The organism is Capnocytophaga gingivalis (assembly GCF_002302415.1).
In the GTDB taxonomy this organism is placed as follows: domain Bacteria; phylum Bacteroidota; class Bacteroidia; order Flavobacteriales; family Flavobacteriaceae; genus Capnocytophaga; species Capnocytophaga gingivalis.
The window spans coordinates 303,987-322,803 of the sequence record NZ_CP022386.1; the positions used below are offsets into that span (position 1 = coordinate 303,987).

An 18,817-nucleotide genomic window follows, 5' to 3' on the forward strand; every position below is an offset into this window, starting at 1 on the left:
ATGGTTATTTTTCTATTATTCGAATCGGGTTACTCCATATTTCTTAGCTTCTGCTTTCACCTTGGGAGCCAACTCTTTAAGGTGTGCAATACGCGACTGATTGGAAGGGTGGGTACTTAGAAGCGAGCTGGAGCTTCCGCCTCCTGAGGCAGCACTCATGCGTTCCCATAGTTTATACCCTTCATCTGGATCATAGCCTGCCAGTGCCATAATCTGAAGACCTATAGCATCGGCTTCGCTCTCATGACTTCTGCTAAAAGGAAGCATTACCCCTACTTGGGTACCTAAGCCATAGGCGGTATTAAACTCATTAAGGTATTTGCTATTGCTTAGTAGTACATTTCCTGCCAATGCTCCTATCTGTTGAAGGGTAGAAGCACTCATACGCTGTGCTCCATGATCGGCCAAAGCATGGGCTACCTCATGCCCCATAATCACTGCAATACCACGCTCATTCTTAGCTATAGGAAGTATCCCTGTATAGAACACAATTTTCCCTCCTGGCATACACCACGCATTGAGCTCTTTGTTCTCTACCAAGTTGTATTCCCAGCGGTAGTCCTTCAGATAGTTCTTATATCCATTTCTATCCAACCATAGTTGTGATGCCTTAGCAATACGCTCTCCTACACGCTTGATCATCTCGGCCTCGGGAGTACCTTTGATAACCTTACTGGTAGAGAGAAACTCATTATATTGAGAAAATGAGGTTGGGAAAAGTGAACTATTCGACATAAAGTTCAAAGTTTGTTTTCCTGTAAAAGGATTGGTTTTACAGGAAGAAACAACTAACAAAATTCCTATTAAAAGTATTTTTTTCATCTTCTATTATTTAATAACAAGTGCAAATGTACATCTTTTTTTTGAATTAGAAGTATTCTATAGGAAAAAATTAAGTAGGTCACCTCAAGAAGAAATGACCTACTTAACCTAAAAATAAAAATCAATTGTACGCTACATTTACCATTTGATATTTTTCAACAGTTCCACCTGTGCTTTGATAGACTGAGAATTAGGATTTTTCTTTAGGAGATCTTCCTTTATTTTGAGTCCTTCTTCAGCTACTGCATGTAAGTGTTTTTTCTGTTCTTCATTCAACCAGCCAAATACATTGCTTAGTGATTTGGTTACTTTCTTGGTGTATTCTGTATTGTCTACACTCATCAGCCAAGTAAATCCTTCTTTGATAGGAGCTTGATATTGTTCTGGGTACAATGGGTAATAGATAACCTTATCCAATAATATAGGCAAATATTTTTCATTGCGGCTCTTAAGTATATAAGGATAGAAGGACATAAATTGTTCAAAGCTAAGTCCTTTCAAGTCGATCATATCGATATACTGACCTGCTTGAGAAGGGTCTAAAGCTACTAAAGCAGAAGCTGCAGCTATTTTAACAGCACGTGAAGGGAGTTTCACTGATTTTTCATACAAGGATTTGTATTTAGCATCTCTTAGGCGAGAGAGTTGTGCAATAGCAGCTGCCTTGGTCAAGTTTTCTGGATCATTCTGTGCCAAATTCTCTACCACAGGTGCCCATTGTGCTACGTTGTCAGGTCTGAGTCCTTGGATAGCTTTGATACGCAAGCGGAAGAAAGGATCCTTTAGAGCTAAGAGAAGAATATCTGAATTCCCTGTAGTAACAGCATACTCAATGGCTTGGTTACGGCTCTTATAGTCTTTAGCATTTTGGTACTGGAAGAGATATTGTTCGGGTGTCTTGTAAGCAGCTTCATCTCCTACGATCAGTCCACGAGGGTCAACGTTGATTAGGCTATACTTAGGAGATACTTTAAAGCGGAACTCATTCTTGGCTTTGGCATCCACCCATACCTCTTTACGCACATATTTTCCTGCGTCATAGATGTCTACCTCTAAAGGGAATTGGAACATAAGTTTCTCATCCTGAGCAATTTCCAATACGGCTTCTCCTTTAGCACTATCATAAGTTACTTTAGGAGTCATCACTACATTTCCATGATTGAAATACCATTGGTTAAAGAACCAGTTGAGGTCACGTCCACTTACTTTTTCCAAAGCAAGACGTAACTGATGTGCTTCTCCTGTTCCAAACTGATTGTTCTTTAAGTACTTAGAAATTCCTTCGAAAAATGCCTTGTCACCCAAGTAGTTACGTAGCATATGGAGGATCCCTCCTCCTTTGTTATAGGATACGGCATCGAACATATCTTCACGTTCTTTGTAGTTGAAGCGTACTAAGTCCTTATCAAAAGAGCCGCTATTCTTATAACCTGTGATATCACGGTTCATATGATAGTCTGCATAGTCTTTCCCATATTTGTGTTCTAACCAAAGATATTCAGAATAGTTAGCAAAGGACTCATTTACGGTAAGGTTAGCCCAGCTTTCTGCAGTTACTAAGTCTCCAAACCAATGGTGGAAAAGCTCATGTGCTATAGTAGCTTCCCAGATATTCTGGTCATTGAGGGATTCTGCATCTTGCTGAGCCATAGAGCTGTGTAGTACAGCTGTAGTATTTTCCATGGCTCCACTTACGTATTCTTGAGCGGTCATTTGGTAATATTTTGGCCAAGGGTAGTCATAATCCAATCTTTTAGAATAGAACTCTATCATTTCAGAGGTCTTTCCGAAGATTCTCTTAGCTACATCTGCATATTCTTTTTCTACATAGTATGTGATAGGCACTTTACCTCTCCATGGTTTGTCCTTAACTTCTGCATACTCTCCTGCTCCAAGGAAGAAGAGATAAGGGGCATGTTTCTGATTCATCACCCAATAGTCAGTACGCATCCCTTTTCCATCTTTTTTAGAAGAGGAAAGTACCCCATTGGAGAGAGTGACAAATTTGTCTGGTACTGTGATGTATATCTCCTGAGAAGATTTCTGGTTGGTCTCATCGATGGTAGGAAACCAACAAGAATTGGCTTTAGTTTCTCCCTGTGACCATACTTGTATAGGACGATCCTTATCTTCTTTGTTGGAGTTGATAAAGTACAACCCTTTAGCATCACTAATGGCCAAACTACCATGTTTGCCTACATTCTCTGGTTGAGCTGTATACTTAATGTATATGGTATATTTTTCTCCTCTTTGGTAGGTTTTGTCCAAGCGAATAGTGAGTCTGTCCTTATCATACTTATAGGTAAGTGGTTTTCCTATAGTTCCTTTCTTATCACTGAGATTTACACTATGGATCAGCATAGCCTGTGCATCCAGCATCAGAGAATCGGTCGGATAGAAATAAGGGGCTGCAGTAAGCCACTCTTCTCCATAAAGTTCTTTTTTCTCAAAATTCAAAGATACACGTAGCTTGGTATGATCCAAGGCACTGTACTTAGTAGCCTCGGCGTGATAGAGGGAACGCCCAGAAGTTTCAGTCTGTGCTATGGCTCCCACAGAGGTTGCAAGCATAGCAAATAATAGATATTTTCGTATCATATATCAAAATAAATTAAAATATTTTTTCTTATTTTCTCTTTTCTATTTCCTTGGGTGATAAGTATTTACCACTTTTGAAAGATAAGAATGGTCTATATGCGTATATATTTCTGTTGTGGTAATGCTCTCATGCCCCAGCATAAGCTGAATAGCCCTAAGGTTAGCTCCATTCTCCAACAAATGGGTAGCAAAAGAATGCCTAAAGGTGTGCGGACTGATAGTTTTAGTCAGCCCTATAGCTGCTGCTGTCTGCTTTATTATGGTAAAGATCATCGCTCGGGTGAGCTGTTTGCCACGCCTATTGAGAAATACTATATCAGTAAATTCCTTCACTTGAGGTACTTCCTTGCGCTGATGCTGTATATAGTTATTTATCTGTTTCTGTGTATACTCACTGATAGGTACCAAGCGCTGTTTGTCTCCCTTACCCAATACCCGTATAAATCCTTCCTCGAAAAAAAGGTCTGAGAGGTGTAGGTTTACCAGCTCTGATACACGTAGCCCACACCCATATAAAGTTTCTATAATAGCCCGATTGCGATGCCCCTCCGATGTGGAAAGGTCTATTCCTGCAATAAGTGCATCTATTTCCTCAACAGAGAGGGTATCAGGTAGCTTCATACCATACTTAGGAGTATCTATGTACTCCATAGGGAAATCTTCCCGATAGTTCTCCAAGAGCAGATACTTGAAAAAACTCTTCAAAGAGGATATAAGCCGCGATTGAGAACGTGCTTGTAGCTCCTTACTCTGCTGATAGACAAACTCTCTGAGTGTCTCTGCCGAGATATTTTCCGGACGCTCCTCTATCTGATGAAGGTTTATATAGTCACTGAGCTTCTCTAAATCAAAGAGATAGGATTGTACTGAGTTTGGAGACATCCCTCTCTCTATCTTTAGGTAATGCTCAAAATCTTTTAAAAGCTTCTTCCACATATCATAAAGCAAAAATACGAATTATTAATCAATTTGACTAATAATTCGTAATATTTTTTTTAATGATGAATTATCAATGATAATAATGCCTAGTTTTATCTAAAATCTAACTACTGACATCTAAATCAAGACTCACAACTACTACAATTGACAAAGTTCATAATCATTTCCTTGGCTACCGACTGGCTACGCTGGTAATAAAGGCTCTTTACTCCTAGCTTCCAAGCCTCAATAAGCACCTTGTTCACATCCCTTACAGGCATGGTAGGTGGTATGTTGAGGTTTAGACTCTGAGACTGGTCTATATACTGTTGGCGCTGTGCCGCTTGGGTAATAATCTCCATAGGAGATATTTCCTTGAAGGTCTTGAATACATTCTTTTCCTCCTGAGTAAGTTCTTGTAAGTGCTGCACAGAACCATCAGAAAGACGTATGCTTCGCCAAATATCCTCATTATTAAGTCCTTTTTCTTCCAAGAGTTGAGTGAGGTATTTGTTCTTACGCATAAAGTTTCCTTTGGAGAGCCCCACCTTGTAGTAGTTGCTGGAGAAAGGCTCTATCCCTGGAGATACCTGTCCTAAGATAGCTGAGCTGGATGTAGTAGGTGCTATGGCCATAGTGGTTGCATTTCTCCTGCCATATCCCTTAAGTAATTCTGGCTCACCATAGATGTGCGCCAACTCCTGAGTGGCTTTCTCTGCCTCACTCTGGATATGCTGAAAAGCACGAGCGTTGAACTGAGTAGCCTCAAAGCTTTCAAAAGGAATCATATTCTTCTGTAAGTAAGAATGATAACCTAATACCCCTAAGCCTACTGCACGATGGCGAATGGCAAAGTTGCGTGCCGACTGTAGGTAGTAGTTCCCTTTGGTCTTCTCAATGAATTCAGAGAGTACTGCATCCAAGAAAAAGATAGCCAACTTCACTGCCTTGGTGTCCTTCCATTCATCAAAGAGTTCTAAGTTCATAGAAGAAAGACAACAGATGAAAGACTCCTCTTCGCTGGAAGGAAGCATGATCTCACTACAAAGATTGCTAGCATGGATGAACATGTTGTTATCCTTATACACCTGTGGGCGCTTACGGTTTACATTGTCTGTAAAGAAAATATAAGGAAGCCCCTTTTGCTGACGTGATTCCAAGACTCTTGCCCATAACTTTCGCTTCTCAGTATCCCCTTCGATCATTTCTTGCATCCAATAGTCTGGCACACACACACCAAAAAATAGGTTTTGTATATGATAGCCTGTATCTTTTATCTGTAGGAACTCCTCAGCATCTGGGTGATCTATGTCTAAATAAGCTGCGAAAGCACCACGACGTACCCCCCCTTGAGAGACTACATCCATAGCTGAATCAAATAGCTTCATAAAGCTCACCGCACCACTGGATTTTCCATTGTCCGTAACGGCAGAACCACGGTGACGCAACTCTCCAAAATATCCAGAGGTGCCTCCACCTATCTTTGTTTGCATAATTACCTCCCCAAGCTTATGGGTGATCCCTTCTATACTATCGGGAATATGTACATTGAAACAGGAAATAGGCAGTCCTCTCTCGGTACCCATATTCGCCCATATAGGAGAAGAAAAACTAATCCAACCCTTAGTAATCATTTCTTTGAATGCAGGTTGTAACTCAGGCTTATACAATCGCTTAGCTGCAGCACTCGTGATACGCTCTATTGCCCCTTCTACACTTTCTCCCTTGAGCAAGTACCCGCGATTGAGTATCTGTTCAGATTCGTCATTAAGCCACCAAATGTCATTTTCTTGGTTCATTATTTTGTCCTTTCTTGTTTATTTGTTCCTTGTTTTGTAAAAAAGATACCTAATAATAAGGCAATTATTAGGTAGAATCTCATGGTTATACAAATCGTTTCTCAGTGCGCAAAGATATAAAATAAACTCCAATACCCACCCACTTATCAAAAGATTTAACAATGTCTTTTTATTACCAAAAAGCAATACTATGTATATCTGAATTATAGAAAAAAACACCTACACAACATTAACAATTATTTAATAGAAATAGACTTTCGATTGTTCCCATAGATCGTTCATTTCCTCAAGAGTGAGATCGGTGATATCTCTACCTTGCGACTTAGCGCTACTCTCAAGAAAATCAAAACGTTGTAAGAATTTCTCATTAGTTAGCGACAAAGCATTTTCGGGATTTATTTTCAAAAAACGAGCATAATTAACCAAGCTAAAGAAGACATCTCCCATTTCCTTTTCTGTTTTCTGTGAATCTCCTTTCTTTATCTCTGCCTCAAGTTCAGAGAGTTCTTCTTGAAACTTCTTCCATACCTCTTCCCTATTGCTCCAATCAAAACCTACTCCAGCCACTTTCTCCTGTATCCGATAAGCCTTGACTAAGGAAGGTAAGCTCTTAGGAACTCCCGAAAGTACCCCTTTACTCCCCTTCTGTAGTTTTATCTTTTCCCAATTCTGCTTGACTTCTTCTTCATTCCTTACCGATACATCTCCATAGATATGAGGGTGCCGCTGGATAAGTTTCTCACAGATGGATTGGATAACATCCTCTATATCAAACAAATTCTTCTCACTTGCAATCTTAGCATAGAAGACTATATGCAGAAGAAGATCCCCTAATTCTTTCTTAATCTCTTGAGAATCATCTGCCAGAATGGCATCGGTAAGTTCATACAATTCTTCTATGGTAAGGGGACGAAGGGTTTCCATGGTTTGCTTCCTATCCCATGGGCATTTCTCACGAAGCTCATCCATAATATCCAATAGGCGACCAAAGGCCTGTAGTTGTTTTTCTCTTTTTTCTTGCATGATTTTATCTATTAAAAAATAAAAAAAGGTCATTCTATAGAAATAGAACAACCCCTTCTAAACATATGTCAAATAAAAACAATCCTAATAGTAAGTAATTTCTCTTTCTAAGAAACTCTTAGGGAACTGATTGATATACTCTATTCTTTCTATCCAATTTCCATGCTTATCAAACTTATATTCGTAAGCTCTTTCTTCCAAGAATACTCCCTTACCATCATAGTATTTTATTTCCTTTTCATTACCTTTGTCGTCATATGTAATAACACTTCTTCTTGATAGAGCATTATTACTATAAATTTCCATCTCCACTATTTGCCCCAATTTATCATACTTGTAAGAAGTACAGTTGTCCACTTGAGTTTCAGAAGTAGTATATTGGCACATTTTTATCAATTTTCCTAACTTATCATACTCATATGTATATTTTGATCCGAAAGATTTGTCCTTTTTAATCCAAGTCTCCTCAATCATACGTCCCTTATCATCATTTTTATATAGATAAGAATCGTTGAGTTCTCCTGTAGGAGAATAGCTATTATAGGCAGTCTTGTATCCCTTATTGTCATATACATAAAGGAATTTCATCTGTAACTTACCATAAGAGTTATATAAGTCTCGAGAAGTACGTTTGCCTTTAGCATCATATTTATAGACTACTTTTTGAGAGAGTTGCCCTACCTTATTATAGGTATTATTCTCTGCTTTGTAGCCTTGCTCATCAAAAACAATGACTACATCTCCTCTCCAGAAGTCTTGTTTATCTCCTTTTGTTACTTTTCCAAAATAATCTACTAATTTATAGGGAGTTATTTTGAATGTCTTTACTTTTCCGTAAAGATTCATATCCTTCAAGTGGTTCTTACTTTCTCTTGAGTTGCCCACCTGTGCAAATACCTGCATCCCACTAACTAATAATAATAGGAATAGTCTTAATTTCATCTTTCGTTTTATTTTAAAATTTCTTTTATTTGTAATTGCAAATATAGAGATTATTTCAATTCTACAAGGAGTTATTCCGCAGAAGTTATCAACATTTTATATATCTCTATTTTTAAAATTTATAAATTCTAATACTATACCAAGGGTTCTACCATAGTAACATTAGACACTCTCTATCAGAAAGATAGCCTCCTATACAAACCGCTTTTCAAAAAGTTTATATTAATAACAACAAAAACAATATTAATATAAATTAATATTGTTTTTGATTTTTATTACATTTTATTTTTGAGGATTGCTTTGTTGTTGTGTTGGAGGGGTCTGTACAGGCTGTTGTGTAGAGACAGGAGGTGTGCTTACCCCATCTAAAACACTTCCACCTCGCTCTGGATGGGCGTTGGTAAGAATAAGATTACTGATAAGGGAAAGTACAATAAGAGACACCCCTAGTGTCCATGTACTTGTATTAAGAAAATCTCCTGTTTTCTTTACCCCTCCTACGATCTGTGCATTCCCTCCAAAAGAAGATGAAAGACCTCCACTTTTAGGCTGTTGCACCATGACTACTAATATCAATAAGAAAGATACCAATAGAATAAGCCCTAAAACAATGTTGAATGTTAGCATAATTATAATTTATTTTGTTGTAATTTTCTAATAATTGCAATTTGTTCTGCAAAATAACCGCTTTTAGCTGGATTTTTAAGCATTAATATCTGATAAGCCTGAATAGCTTCACTATATTTTCCTTGTTCAAGGTATACCTTTGCCAAAGTTTCAGTCATGAACTGTCGTCCTATATCCTTCTTCTCCACAATCTCCACTGCACTCGGTGCATCATAATCCTTATTAACTTCTATCTTAGGATTGCTTTCCAAGAATTTGTCTATCAGATCAAACTTCTTAGCACGGGCATCCCCTTCCTCAAATATATTCTTATCCACAAAAGGTAAATCTACTGAAGCAGTTGCATGGACTCTTCTATCAATAGGTTTGTAGCGTGTCACTTCTAACCATTGGGCAAAAGAATGCTTATCTGCTTTTTGAAATTCTATAGGCTTACCCATCTGTAAAGCCTCTTCCTCACCTCTTGTCTGCTCTGAAGTAGGAACAAAAGAGCCCTTTATATCATCTTGCTCTGTCTGCTCACCTTGCTCTGTTCTCACAGAAGATGCATTGTGATTCTCTATAGGATAATACTCCTTTCGCTCAAAGGCGTCTCCCGTTACATAAGTGGTAAACTCTGACGGAATGGCCTCATCAGCATAAGCTTTGGGCATGGAACTCTTCTTAAAGAAATCTTTCTTTTCCTTAAAAGAAGAAGAGGTGATAAAATCAAACAATAAAGTTCTATTGCCTATATGAGCAGCTGTTATTTTCAGTTCTTTATTATAACGATAGCTCTCTTGTGCATATAATATCTTCAGATACACAGCCTTTACTACCTGAAAATAAGGGTATTCGTGTATGATATTCTCCAGCTCATAGACCTGTGACAAGGTGATATGATTAGGCTGCTTCATGATAAGAGAGAGTTCTGCTGCTGTCATTTTACCAATTCGCTAAAGAAGCATTAAAAATATCCTGTCCTATTCGCTCAAAAATAGCCTCAAAAGCAGCACTCTTGACCGAACTAAGCTGCGCATTGGCAGGGAAATCGTAATAGTGAGAAAACTGTTTTTCGAAATCCTTGTCCTCTTCCTTATTATTAGTAAAGCGCACATTGACTGTCACTGTAAGGCGGTTCTGGGCTGCTCGCTGATCTGCTGTAGCAGCCATAGGAGCCACTGTAAAGTTTGTTATTTCTCCCTCATAGACCAAGTCTCCATTGCTATTGGTAAGCGAAAGATTTGTTTGATTATTAATCAAATCCTGTAGGTAGAAAGTGAACTCTCTATCCATTCCTGGCTCTATCAGCGGCGCTCTATTTTGAAAAAAATTCACCTGAAAAGTTTTGGCATTCCCTGTGCTTCCTCCTGTGAAATTATAGATACCACAAGAGGATATACCACATAAAAGGCACAAAAATAAAATTAGTTTTTTCAACGGAAAATTTTTTGCAAAAGTACAACTATATTTTTAATAAAAAAAATTTTTTTATACCTTTGCAAAAAAATATCACTTATGGGAACTCTGGAAAAAAATAAAGAGAACTCAGAGGGGTCTTTAGAACTCTCTAACGAACTCAAACGCCTACAGAGGAGCTCTAATCTTCTGAAAATATTTAAAGAAATGAGTGTGTTAGGAATTGGCTCTGGGGTAAAGTCTATAAAGAATATCTTATTCTTTACCATAGTGAATCTTATCTTTTTTTTGGTGGGGGTTTATCTACTTTTTAGCCATACTTTTGCTTATAAAAAACTATTTTTCCTGCTTCTTATGATAGGAATAGGTGTACTATTTGTATTTATCGCCATCAGAAAAGTTTTTGATTTGCTTAAAATGGAATATGCTTCCTATCTTTTCAATCAATTTCAACCTCAGATTCAAAAAGTATTCGAAAGTATTTTCCAAAAAGCAGAGAATACCACTGAAAAAATTATCAGTAAAGGGCAGTTGCAAGATACCTTCCAGCGTTTTCTTCCTAAGATTCCCAAGGCTTTCCAAAAGCCCCTGCTCTTTGTGCTTTCTTTTACTCCTATGGTAGGCTTTGTCGCCGATATTGTAGCCACTCCTACCCTTACTTCCCCACAGAAGCAAAGCGATGTCCTATATGAAAAAGTACAACACTATATGCAGGAGAGCGTGGAGGATGAGCGCCGAGGCTATTGGGCACTCTGGGCACTGATTATCAATGCTCTTTTACAGGGATTTTTATTATATATGTTATTGTAAATCAAACTAAAACATGACACAAAAAAAAATTCCCTCCCTACTGGGAGGAGCTATGATTATTGCCGGAACGGCCATTGGGGCTGGAATGCTTGCCAATCCTACCTCTACTGCAGGAATATGGTTTGTGGGTTCGGCAATCATTCTGTTTTATACTTGGTTCTGTATGACTACTTCCGGACTTATGCTCTTGGAGGCCAATCTCCACTACCCTACTGGAGCTAGTTTTGATACCATTGTTACAGATTTGCTTGGAAAGCGCTGGAATTTTCTCAATGGGCTTTCTGTGGCTTTTGTGCTCTATATCCTGACATATGCCTATATTACCTCTGGGGGAAGTATTACTGAAAATGCCATTAATAGCCTACAAGGAGAAGTACAAATCTCTAGAAGCATAGGATCTTTGCTTTTTTGCTTAGTATTAGGCCTTTTTGTATGGTTTTCTACTAAAGCTGTAGACAGGCTAAGCACTATTCTTATTGGAGGTATGATCATTGCTTTCTTTCTCTCAACAACTGGACTACTCTCTTCGGTAAGTAGTCATATATTGTTGGATATTCAAAATAAAAATGCAACAGCACATCTCCCCTACTTGCTTACAGCACTCCCTGTGTGCTTAGTCTCTTTTGGCTTTCATGGAAATGTTCCCAGCTTGGTCAAATACTATAATCGAGATGGACGCCGTGTGATGCAATCCATATTTATCGGAACTCTTTTAGCGCTTTTTATCTATATATTATGGCAAATGGCAGTACAAGGAAACCTCCCAAGAGACAAATTCGCTCCTGTCATAGCTAAGGGTGGAGATGTAGCAGCTCTTTTGGAAGCACTAAGTGCCTATATACCTATCCAATATATAAGTATTGCTCTAAACTTCTTCGCTTATATGGCTATTGCCAGTTCTTTCTTGGGGGTAACCTTAGGACTTTTTGATTATATAGCGGATTTGCTCAAGCTACCTGACACCCCTTGGGGAAGGGCTAAGACAGCCTTACTGACCTTTCTCCCTCCTCTACTACTGAGCTTACAGTTTCCTTATGGCTTTGTCATCGCCATTGGTTATGCTGGATTGGCAGCTACTCTTTGGGCAGCCATAGTTCCCGCTCTATTGGTACAGGCCAGCCGTAAAAAGTTTCCTGAGTCTTCTTATAAAGTGTATGGAGGAAAAGGAATGATTTATTTTATCATCATCTTTGGTTTACTGAATATATTTGCCCAAATAGGAATACAGCTGGGATGGATAGCAACTTTCAGCGGTCAGTAGCAAATGACATATGAGGTGCATTGCCTTTCCCCCTACATCCCTTAAATTCTATAACTCTATAATAACTTTCAAATAATGAACAAACAAAAACTTCCTTCCCTATTGTGGGGTTCTATGATTATTGCAGGAACTGCTATAGGAGCAGGAATGCTCGCTAACCCTACTGCCATGTCAGGTATCTGGTTCATAGGTTCGGTAGTCATGCTGCTCTTTACATGGTTCTATACCGTAGTGGCGGGGCTTATGCTTTTGGAAGCCAACCTTCATTTTCCTGAAGGAGCTAACTTCAACACCATGGTAACTAAGCTCCTAGGTAAAGGTTGGAATATTGCCAATGGGCTTGCGGTAACCTTCACCCTCTATATACTCACCTATGCTTATATCACCTCAGGAGGAGGAATTACTGAAAGGCTCTTGCTACAATTTGTTCCTCAACTTGAGCTTAGTCATAGTGGAAGTTCCATTCTTTTTTGTTTTGTATTAGCCTTGTTTATCAGTATTTCCACCAGAGCTGTCAGCCGATTAAGTACCCTACTTATTGGCGGAATGATTATAGCCTTTTTCCTTTCCACAACGGGACTACTCAGCTCTGTAAAAGCCTCTGTTTTGTTCGATACCACAGCTCAAGAGGATCCCTCCTATATTCTTTATCTATTTTCCGCTCTGCCCATGTGCTTGGTGTCTTTTGGTTATCATGTATGTTTGCCCAGTTTGGTAAGCTACTATCACAAAAACAGCCAACTCGTTATAAAATCCATTCTCATAGGTACAGGAATTGCCTTTTTCATATATGTACTATGGCAAATGGCCGTACAAGGAAATCTTCCACATGAAGCCTTTGCCCCTGTGATTGCTAAAGGAGGTGATGTAGCTGCACTTCTAAATGCCTTAAGTGCTTACATACCGACCCAAGCTATTAGTGTAGTGCTTGATTTTTTTGCCTATATGGCCATTGCCAGCTCTTTCTTGGGAGTAACCTTAGGCCTCTTTGATTATATTGCTGATTTGTTCCACTTTGGTAATAGCTTATGGGGAAGAATAAAAACTACCTTGATTACCTTCTTGCCCCCTTTACTAATGAGTCTTCTTTATCCTTATGGATTTGTAACCGCTATTGCCTATGCAGGTGTTGCTGTGAGTTTCTCCTCAATAATGATTTCTGCTCTAATGGTTCGCTCCAGTAGAAAGAAGTTTCCTCAGGCAACTACCTATCGCACCTTTGGAGGGATTCCCCTCATCTATTTTATGATTGCTATGGGAGTGCTGAATATTGTGGTACAATTAGTGGTAAGTCGTTAGTCGTTGGGCTTTACAGAACTGAGAAACAACATCTTAAATCCAACAACCAAACTTAATTTCTAAATAAAAAATGAACAAACAAAAACTCCCGTCCCTATTAGGAGGGTCAATGATTATTGCAGGAACCGCTATAGGGGCAGGGATGCTTGCCAATCCGACTGCCATGTCCGGGATATGGTTCTTTGGCTCCGTGCTATTATTCCTTTTCATTTGGGGCATCACCACCCTATCGGCATTAATGCTTTTAGAAGCCAATCTTCACTTTGAAAAAGGTGCTAATTTTGACACAATCACAACCCAACTATTAGGAAAAGGCTGGAATATATTCAACGGAATTTCGGTGGCCTTCACCCTGTATATCCTTACGTATGCTTATATTACCTCAGGAGGAAGCATCACCAAGAGTTTGCTCAATCGGTTTGTTCCTGAACTTCCTATCAATCATACTTTTGCGGCATTGCTTTTCTGTCTGGCATTAGCACTTTTTGTAAGTATTTCTACCAAGGCAGTGGACAGGATGAGCACAATTCTTATTTCTGGTATGGTGATTGCTTTTTTCTTATCGACAACAGGATTGCTAAGTTCTGCCAAGAGCGAGATCTTACTCAATACAGTAGCACATACGGAGACTTCCTACCTTCCTTATCTGCTTTCGGCGATCCCTACCTGTTTAGTCTCTTTTGGTTATCATGTTTGTGTGCCTACTTTGGTAAATTACTATGAAGGAAATAGTAAAAGAGTGATGTATGCTATTCTTATAGGTTCGCTTCTGTCGCTGCTTATCTATATTTCTTGGCAAATGGCTGTACAAGGAAACTTACCAAGGTCTGAATTTGCTCCCATCATTGCTAAGAATGGAGATGTAGCTACCTTATTAACAGCCTTAAACAAATATATCCCTACACAATCTATAAGTGTATTGCTTGATTTCTTTGCTTATATGGCTATTGCTAGCTCTTTCTTAGGGGTAACCTTAGGTCTGTTTGATTATATTTCCGATGTATTCAAATTAGGCAATGACCTATGGGGAAGAATAAAAACGGCTTTGATTACCTTCGTCCCTCCGCTACTGATGAGCCTAGTTTATCCTTATGGATTTGTAACAGCCATTGGCTATGCGGGACTTGCCGTAAGTATTTGGATGATTATCACTCCCGCTCTTCTGGTCCGTGCCAGTAGGAAGAAATTTGCAAAAAGTAATTATAAAGTATTTGGTGGGAAGTGGATGATTTATGTAGTAATACTTTTTGGTTTGCTTAATATATTTTGCTATATAGCTTCTCAGCTAAATTGGATTCCTACTTTCAAAGGAGAATAATGTAAATTATAAATCAAATCACACTACTAATAAAATCATTTTTAGATAATAAGAAATAGGTTACAAAATATTTTTTAATACATTTTATTGTCAGACACATTGAAATTTTTGAATATAACAAATCTTACTATCAGAAACTATTAAAATATTTTTTACCACATCATCATAACCTTATGACAATGATTTCAAATAAAAATAAATACGATAACATATAAAAATTTACAAATATGAATAACATAATTTCAAAAATTACAAAATATTTTCTTTATAGTATTTTAGTTGTCCTTATTGGTAAATTCATTTTCTATATACCTATATTTTATACTATGAATATGGATAATTTTAAAGAGATGATACAATTAGAGAGAGTAGATATTATCTCTTTTGTTGTATTCTTTGCTTTGCTTTTACTATGTGAAAAGAAAAAAAGGGATACCTATAAGTTCTATACGCTATTTTATATTTGTTTTCATCTTTTATCTGTTATATCATTTGTAATATACCAATGTATAGAATTTTACATAGGAAGAGATAAACGTTTTGAATACCATTTTTGGAACGAATTATTCTCACACAGAGAGGAAATAATGCAATTATTTCTCAGCAGATTTTTGGACACTGATATCATTTCTGTTTATATAATTTCCTCTTTTTTCATTCTAAAAAAATATGCAAACCACAAAATATAATTCTAAATACTCATCTACTATTAAAAAAATAATATTATGGAATCAACCGTATTATATATAAAAAAATATGCAATCTACAGCTTATTATTTTTGCTGTTTTTTGAATGTATGATGTTTCTTCCCTGTTTAGGATATCAAAATAAACAAGAGGTACTCATACTATTCTTAATTTATCAATTCAATTATCTTTCTTTAGTGCTCATATTTTTTATATTACTCATACTTTTCAGAAAAATAAAGAAGGATACTTATTCATTTTACATTCTGTTCTACAGTTGCCTTATATTTATAGCTACTATTGTTGATATTATTTATCATTTTGGAGAACAAATTCTCAATGATGAAACTATATCTATTTACTCAAATGAAGAGGTTTCAAAAATAACATATATTATGGAATTACTTTATTTTAGATTTTCTACCACTAGTTATTTTTGTATTATTATTGTCTCTTCCTATATAGTACTAAAAAAATACATAAACGATAAGTAAAAATAATGGATATGAAAAAAAACTTCTTTTCTCAACAAATTAAAGCTTGACCTTGCTTTAAGTACTCTTTTCTTTATCATCTCAATGATACCTTTTGCTCTTGCTAACAAAGAAGAGGTGACGGACTCTTATAAGATGGGATTTATTCTTGATCTTATTATTCCCTTTTTATTGAGTTTTACTTTTTTCTTAACGCTTCTTTCTGCAGAGAAATATATCAAAAGTTGTAAAATATGTGAAAGAAACTTTTCAACTTATCTTTGTGGAAATTCTTAGTCTTACTAATATTGGAATTGGGATAATATGTGCTCTTCCCCTACTCTATGTATATAGAAAGATAATATTGGAGAAAAAATAGAAACCATAAGAGAATTATTCATTTTAAAAACCTACAAACTATGACAATACGTGAATATTTTTACTTATTATTTCCTACTGTGTTGCTTTACTTAGTAAGCCTATTGATTACTTTTTTGTTTGTCAAAAAGAATAGATTTTTATACTTTTGTATTATCAATTGGTTACTTTGTACGATAAGCTACATTTTCTTTTTGGGAGAAATGTTCGAGAATATTCGTATGTCTCCTTCTGATTATAGCGATCGTATGTTCGACATCTCAGAAGGATTTCCTTCAATAATGATGGATCCTTTACATCATTTATTATTCTTAATAGCTGTATTTCTGCTTATCAGAAAAATATTTATCAAAAAAATCTAAAAATAACCTTTTTGGAACGATTTTTGATAGAGAAAAAGCTACTCTTTTTTTACTTACCACATAAGTATGAAAAAGCATGTATTGGTCTGGCTTGATCTTTTCCTTGTAAAAAAATGCTGTTATCAATATAAAAAATGATCCTTAATTCTATACCAGAACCTTAGAAGCACACAACAATAGCCATAAATACCATACAGATATGCTCGCAGATAAGCAATGCTCCTGACAACTCCTTTTGATAATCATACAAACAAAATGTCTCAACAAAAAACTAAAACCAACGATTTCAGTATCTTAAAAAAACTTTTTAGCTACACCAAGCCATACAAATGGATATTTGCCTTAGTAGCCTTCCTTTCCATCTATATATCTGGAGCAAGTTCTCTCAGGGCTTATATCTCCAAGGAAATTATCAATACTTATATTGTTCCCAAGGACTACGAAGGCTTATTATATGCCAGTTTGCTCTTGGTAGGGATTCTCCTATCTGAAATTATCTCTCAGATTTCCTTTGCTTATTACTCCGGATGGATAGGACAAATGGTGATTTATGACATGAGAAAGAAGTTATTCTCTCTAATGCTTCGCTTCAATATGAAATACCACAACCAATCTTCTGTAGGAGTATTGATTACTCGTGCAGTAAATGACTTAGAACGTATTGGAGAGATTTTCAGCGCAGGATTTTTTGAGATTATTTCGGATATCCTCAAAATGCTACTGATTATGTCCCTGATGTTGCTAACTGATTGGAAATTATCACTCCTTACTTTCCTGACTCTACCAATTATCATTTATGCTACCCATCTCTTCCAGAAAGCGAGCAAAGCTGCCTTTACAGACATCCGTCGAGAGGTAGCCAACTTAAATTCTTTTGTACAGGAACGCATCACAGGAATCAAAGTAGTCCAACTTTTCACCCGAGAGGAGCAGGAGTACAAAGCCTTTCAAGAGATTAATGAAAAACATAAAAAAGCATGGTTGCGCAATATCCTCCAGAACTCTATTTACTTTCCTATTGCTGAAATATTAAGTTCTATTGCTATTGCTTTGGTTATTTGGTATGGAGGCTTACAAGTTGCCCACCACGAAATGGCCAGTCTGGGGGTAATCTTTATGTTTGTCCAATTAGTTCAGGAGCTATATCGTCCACTGCGCCATATTGCAGACAAGTTTACTGTACTACAAATGGGGATGGTTGCCGCCGGACGTGTTTTTGATATTATGGAGGAGGGCAAGGAAAACCAAGAAGAAGCCCTAGGAGGTATCTGCCGAGACATAGAAGGAAATATTCAATTTAACAAAGTTATCTTTGGCTACAAAAAAGAAGAAGAAATACTTCATGGAATCAGTTTCTCTGCACAACAAGGAGAAACAATAGCCATTGTTGGGGCTACTGGAGCAGGAAAATCCACCGTGATACAGCTCCTCTCACGTTTTTATAAGGCCAATTCTGGAAAAATACTCATAGATGGGGTGGATTGCAACGACTATAATCTGGAAAACTACCGCAAACAGATAAGCGTTGTCCTTCAAGATGTCTTTCTATTTGCCGATAGTATCTTCTACAACATCACCTTAGGAGATGAGAACATCACCTTAGAACAGGTCAAAGAAGCAGCCAAGGAAATAGGCATCCACGACTTCATAGAACAGCTGCCCAACGGCTACCTATTCGATGTGAAAGAGCGAGGAGCTGTACTTTCTGCCGGACAGCGACAACTGATTTCCTTCCTGCGCGCCTATGTACACAAGCCAAAAATACTTATCCTTGACGAGGCTACCGCTTCAGTGGACTCGCATTCGGAAAAGCTCCTACAGCAAGCTACAGAAAAAATCACCCAAGGGCGTACCTCCATTGTGATTGCCCACCGCCTCTCCACCGTACGCAAGGCCGATAGGATCATTGTGATGAACAAAGGAAATATCGTGGAAGAAGGTACTCATGAACAGCTACTTGAAATTCCCAACGGATACTATAAAAACCTGTACGACATGCAGTTTGCTTCTGAATAAACCCTCTGACTACCACAGAGATACAAAAAATAGAGAAAAAACTTTTATTTTTGGAGCTATTATGGATTTTTTCCGTAAATTTGCCC

General features: G+C 37.4%; 14 protein-coding genes. 5 read left to right on the forward strand and 9 right to left on the reverse strand.

Annotated elements, in window-relative coordinates:
• Positions 1-15 precede the first annotated feature (15 nt).
• The 9 genes from CGC50_RS01485 to CGC50_RS01525 form a co-directional block, all read right to left on the reverse strand.
• Positions 16-822, reverse strand: coding sequence for a M48 family metallopeptidase (locus CGC50_RS01485; RefSeq protein WP_002667987.1), 807 nt, complete (start codon positions 820-822; stop codon positions 16-18).
• Between the two features lie 138 nt (positions 823-960).
• On the reverse strand, positions 961-3,420 hold the full coding sequence (locus tag CGC50_RS01490; protein ID WP_198541624.1) for a M1 family metallopeptidase: 2,460 nt from the start codon (positions 3,418-3,420) through the stop codon (positions 961-963).
• A gap of 42 nt (positions 3,421-3,462) precedes the next feature.
• Positions 3,463-4,356: a site-specific tyrosine recombinase XerD gene (gene xerD / locus CGC50_RS01495; protein ID WP_198541625.1), complete on the reverse strand. Its 894-nt coding sequence runs from the start codon at positions 4,354-4,356 to the stop codon at positions 3,463-3,465.
• 125 nt (positions 4,357-4,481) lie between these two features.
• The gene (locus CGC50_RS01500; RefSeq protein ID WP_095909399.1) at positions 4,482-6,137 is read right to left on the reverse strand and encodes a ribonucleoside-diphosphate reductase subunit alpha; all 1,656 of its coding nucleotides are present in this window, start codon (positions 6,135-6,137) and stop codon (positions 4,482-4,484) included.
• 240 nt (positions 6,138-6,377) lie between these two features.
• Positions 6,378-7,160, reverse strand: a complete 783-nt coding sequence (mazG, locus tag CGC50_RS01505) for a nucleoside triphosphate pyrophosphohydrolase (protein ID WP_095911254.1) — start codon at positions 7,158-7,160, stop codon at positions 6,378-6,380.
• A gap of 84 nt (positions 7,161-7,244) precedes the next feature.
• Entirely contained in the window at positions 7,245-8,102 is an 858-nt protein-coding gene (locus CGC50_RS01510; RefSeq protein ID WP_002668189.1) for a hypothetical protein, read from the reverse strand.
• 282 nt (positions 8,103-8,384) lie between these two features.
• On the reverse strand, positions 8,385-8,729 hold the full coding sequence (gene secG, locus CGC50_RS01515) for a preprotein translocase subunit SecG (RefSeq protein WP_002668058.1): 345 nt from the start codon (positions 8,727-8,729) through the stop codon (positions 8,385-8,387).
• Positions 8,730-8,731: 2 nt separating this feature from the next.
• On the reverse strand, positions 8,732-9,652 hold the full coding sequence (locus CGC50_RS01520; protein ID WP_095909400.1) for a hypothetical protein: 921 nt from the start codon (positions 9,650-9,652) through the stop codon (positions 8,732-8,734).
• Position 9,653: 1 nt separating this feature from the next.
• Positions 9,654-10,148: an LptE family protein gene (locus CGC50_RS01525; RefSeq protein ID WP_002668411.1), complete on the reverse strand. Its 495-nt coding sequence runs from the start codon at positions 10,146-10,148 to the stop codon at positions 9,654-9,656.
• Positions 10,149-10,226: 78 nt separating this feature from the next.
• On the opposite strand from CGC50_RS01525, the gene CGC50_RS01530 reads away from it, so the two are divergent.
• The 5 genes from CGC50_RS01530 (at position 10,227) to CGC50_RS01570 (ending at position 18,731) form a co-directional block, all read left to right on the forward strand.
• Positions 10,227-10,937 carry a hypothetical protein gene (locus CGC50_RS01530; RefSeq protein ID WP_095909401.1) on the forward strand — a complete coding sequence of 237 codons (711 nt, stop codon included), beginning with the start codon at positions 10,227-10,229 and terminating at the stop codon, positions 10,935-10,937.
• Between the two features lie 13 nt (positions 10,938-10,950).
• Positions 10,951-12,198 carry an aromatic amino acid transporter gene (locus CGC50_RS01535; RefSeq protein ID WP_095909402.1) on the forward strand — a complete coding sequence of 416 codons (1,248 nt, stop codon included), beginning with the start codon at positions 10,951-10,953 and terminating at the stop codon, positions 12,196-12,198.
• Between the two features lie 75 nt (positions 12,199-12,273).
• Complete coding sequence (locus CGC50_RS01540; protein ID WP_095909403.1) at positions 12,274-13,497, forward strand: aromatic amino acid transporter; 1,224 nt, start codon at positions 12,274-12,276, stop codon at positions 13,495-13,497.
• 70 nt (positions 13,498-13,567) lie between these two features.
• Positions 13,568-14,815, forward strand: a complete 1,248-nt coding sequence (locus tag CGC50_RS01545) for an aromatic amino acid transporter (RefSeq protein WP_095909404.1) — start codon at positions 13,568-13,570, stop codon at positions 14,813-14,815.
• A gap of 2,155 nt (positions 14,816-16,970) precedes the next feature.
• Complete coding sequence (locus tag CGC50_RS01570; RefSeq protein ID WP_198541626.1) at positions 16,971-18,731, forward strand: ABC transporter ATP-binding protein; 1,761 nt, start codon at positions 16,971-16,973, stop codon at positions 18,729-18,731.
• Positions 18,732-18,817: the final 86 nt, after the last annotated feature.

Excerpts from the sequence above, each read along its gene's own strand:
- CGC50_RS01485 (WP_002667987.1), bottom strand. The coding sequence starts at position 822 with ATGAAAAAAATACTTTTAATAGGAATTTTGTTAGTTGTTTCTTCCTGT.
- CGC50_RS01490 (WP_198541624.1), bottom strand. The coding sequence starts at position 3,420 with ATGATACGAAAATATCTATTATTTGCTATGCTTGCAACCTCTGTGGGA.
- xerD (WP_198541625.1), bottom strand. The coding sequence starts at position 4,356 with ATGTGGAAGAAGCTTTTAAAAGATTTTGAGCATTACCTAAAGATAGAG.
- CGC50_RS01500 (WP_095909399.1), bottom strand. The coding sequence starts at position 6,137 with ATGAACCAAGAAAATGACATTTGGTGGCTTAATGACGAATCTGAACAG.
- mazG (WP_095911254.1), bottom strand. The coding sequence starts at position 7,160 with ATGCAAGAAAAAAGAGAAAAACAACTACAGGCCTTTGGTCGCCTATTG.
- CGC50_RS01510 (WP_002668189.1), bottom strand. The coding sequence starts at position 8,102 with ATGAAATTAAGACTATTCCTATTATTATTAGTTAGTGGGATGCAGGTA.
- secG (WP_002668058.1), bottom strand. The coding sequence starts at position 8,729 with ATGCTAACATTCAACATTGTTTTAGGGCTTATTCTATTGGTATCTTTC.
- CGC50_RS01520 (WP_095909400.1), bottom strand. The coding sequence starts at position 9,652 with ATGACAGCAGCAGAACTCTCTCTTATCATGAAGCAGCCTAATCATATC.
- CGC50_RS01530 (WP_095909401.1), top strand. The coding sequence starts at position 10,227 with ATGGGAACTCTGGAAAAAAATAAAGAGAACTCAGAGGGGTCTTTAGAA.
- CGC50_RS01535 (WP_095909402.1), top strand. The coding sequence starts at position 10,951 with ATGACACAAAAAAAAATTCCCTCCCTACTGGGAGGAGCTATGATTATT.
- CGC50_RS01540 (WP_095909403.1), top strand. The coding sequence starts at position 12,274 with ATGAACAAACAAAAACTTCCTTCCCTATTGTGGGGTTCTATGATTATT.
- CGC50_RS01545 (WP_095909404.1), top strand. The coding sequence starts at position 13,568 with ATGAACAAACAAAAACTCCCGTCCCTATTAGGAGGGTCAATGATTATT.
- CGC50_RS01570 (WP_198541626.1), top strand. The coding sequence starts at position 16,971 with ATGTCTCAACAAAAAACTAAAACCAACGATTTCAGTATCTTAAAAAAA.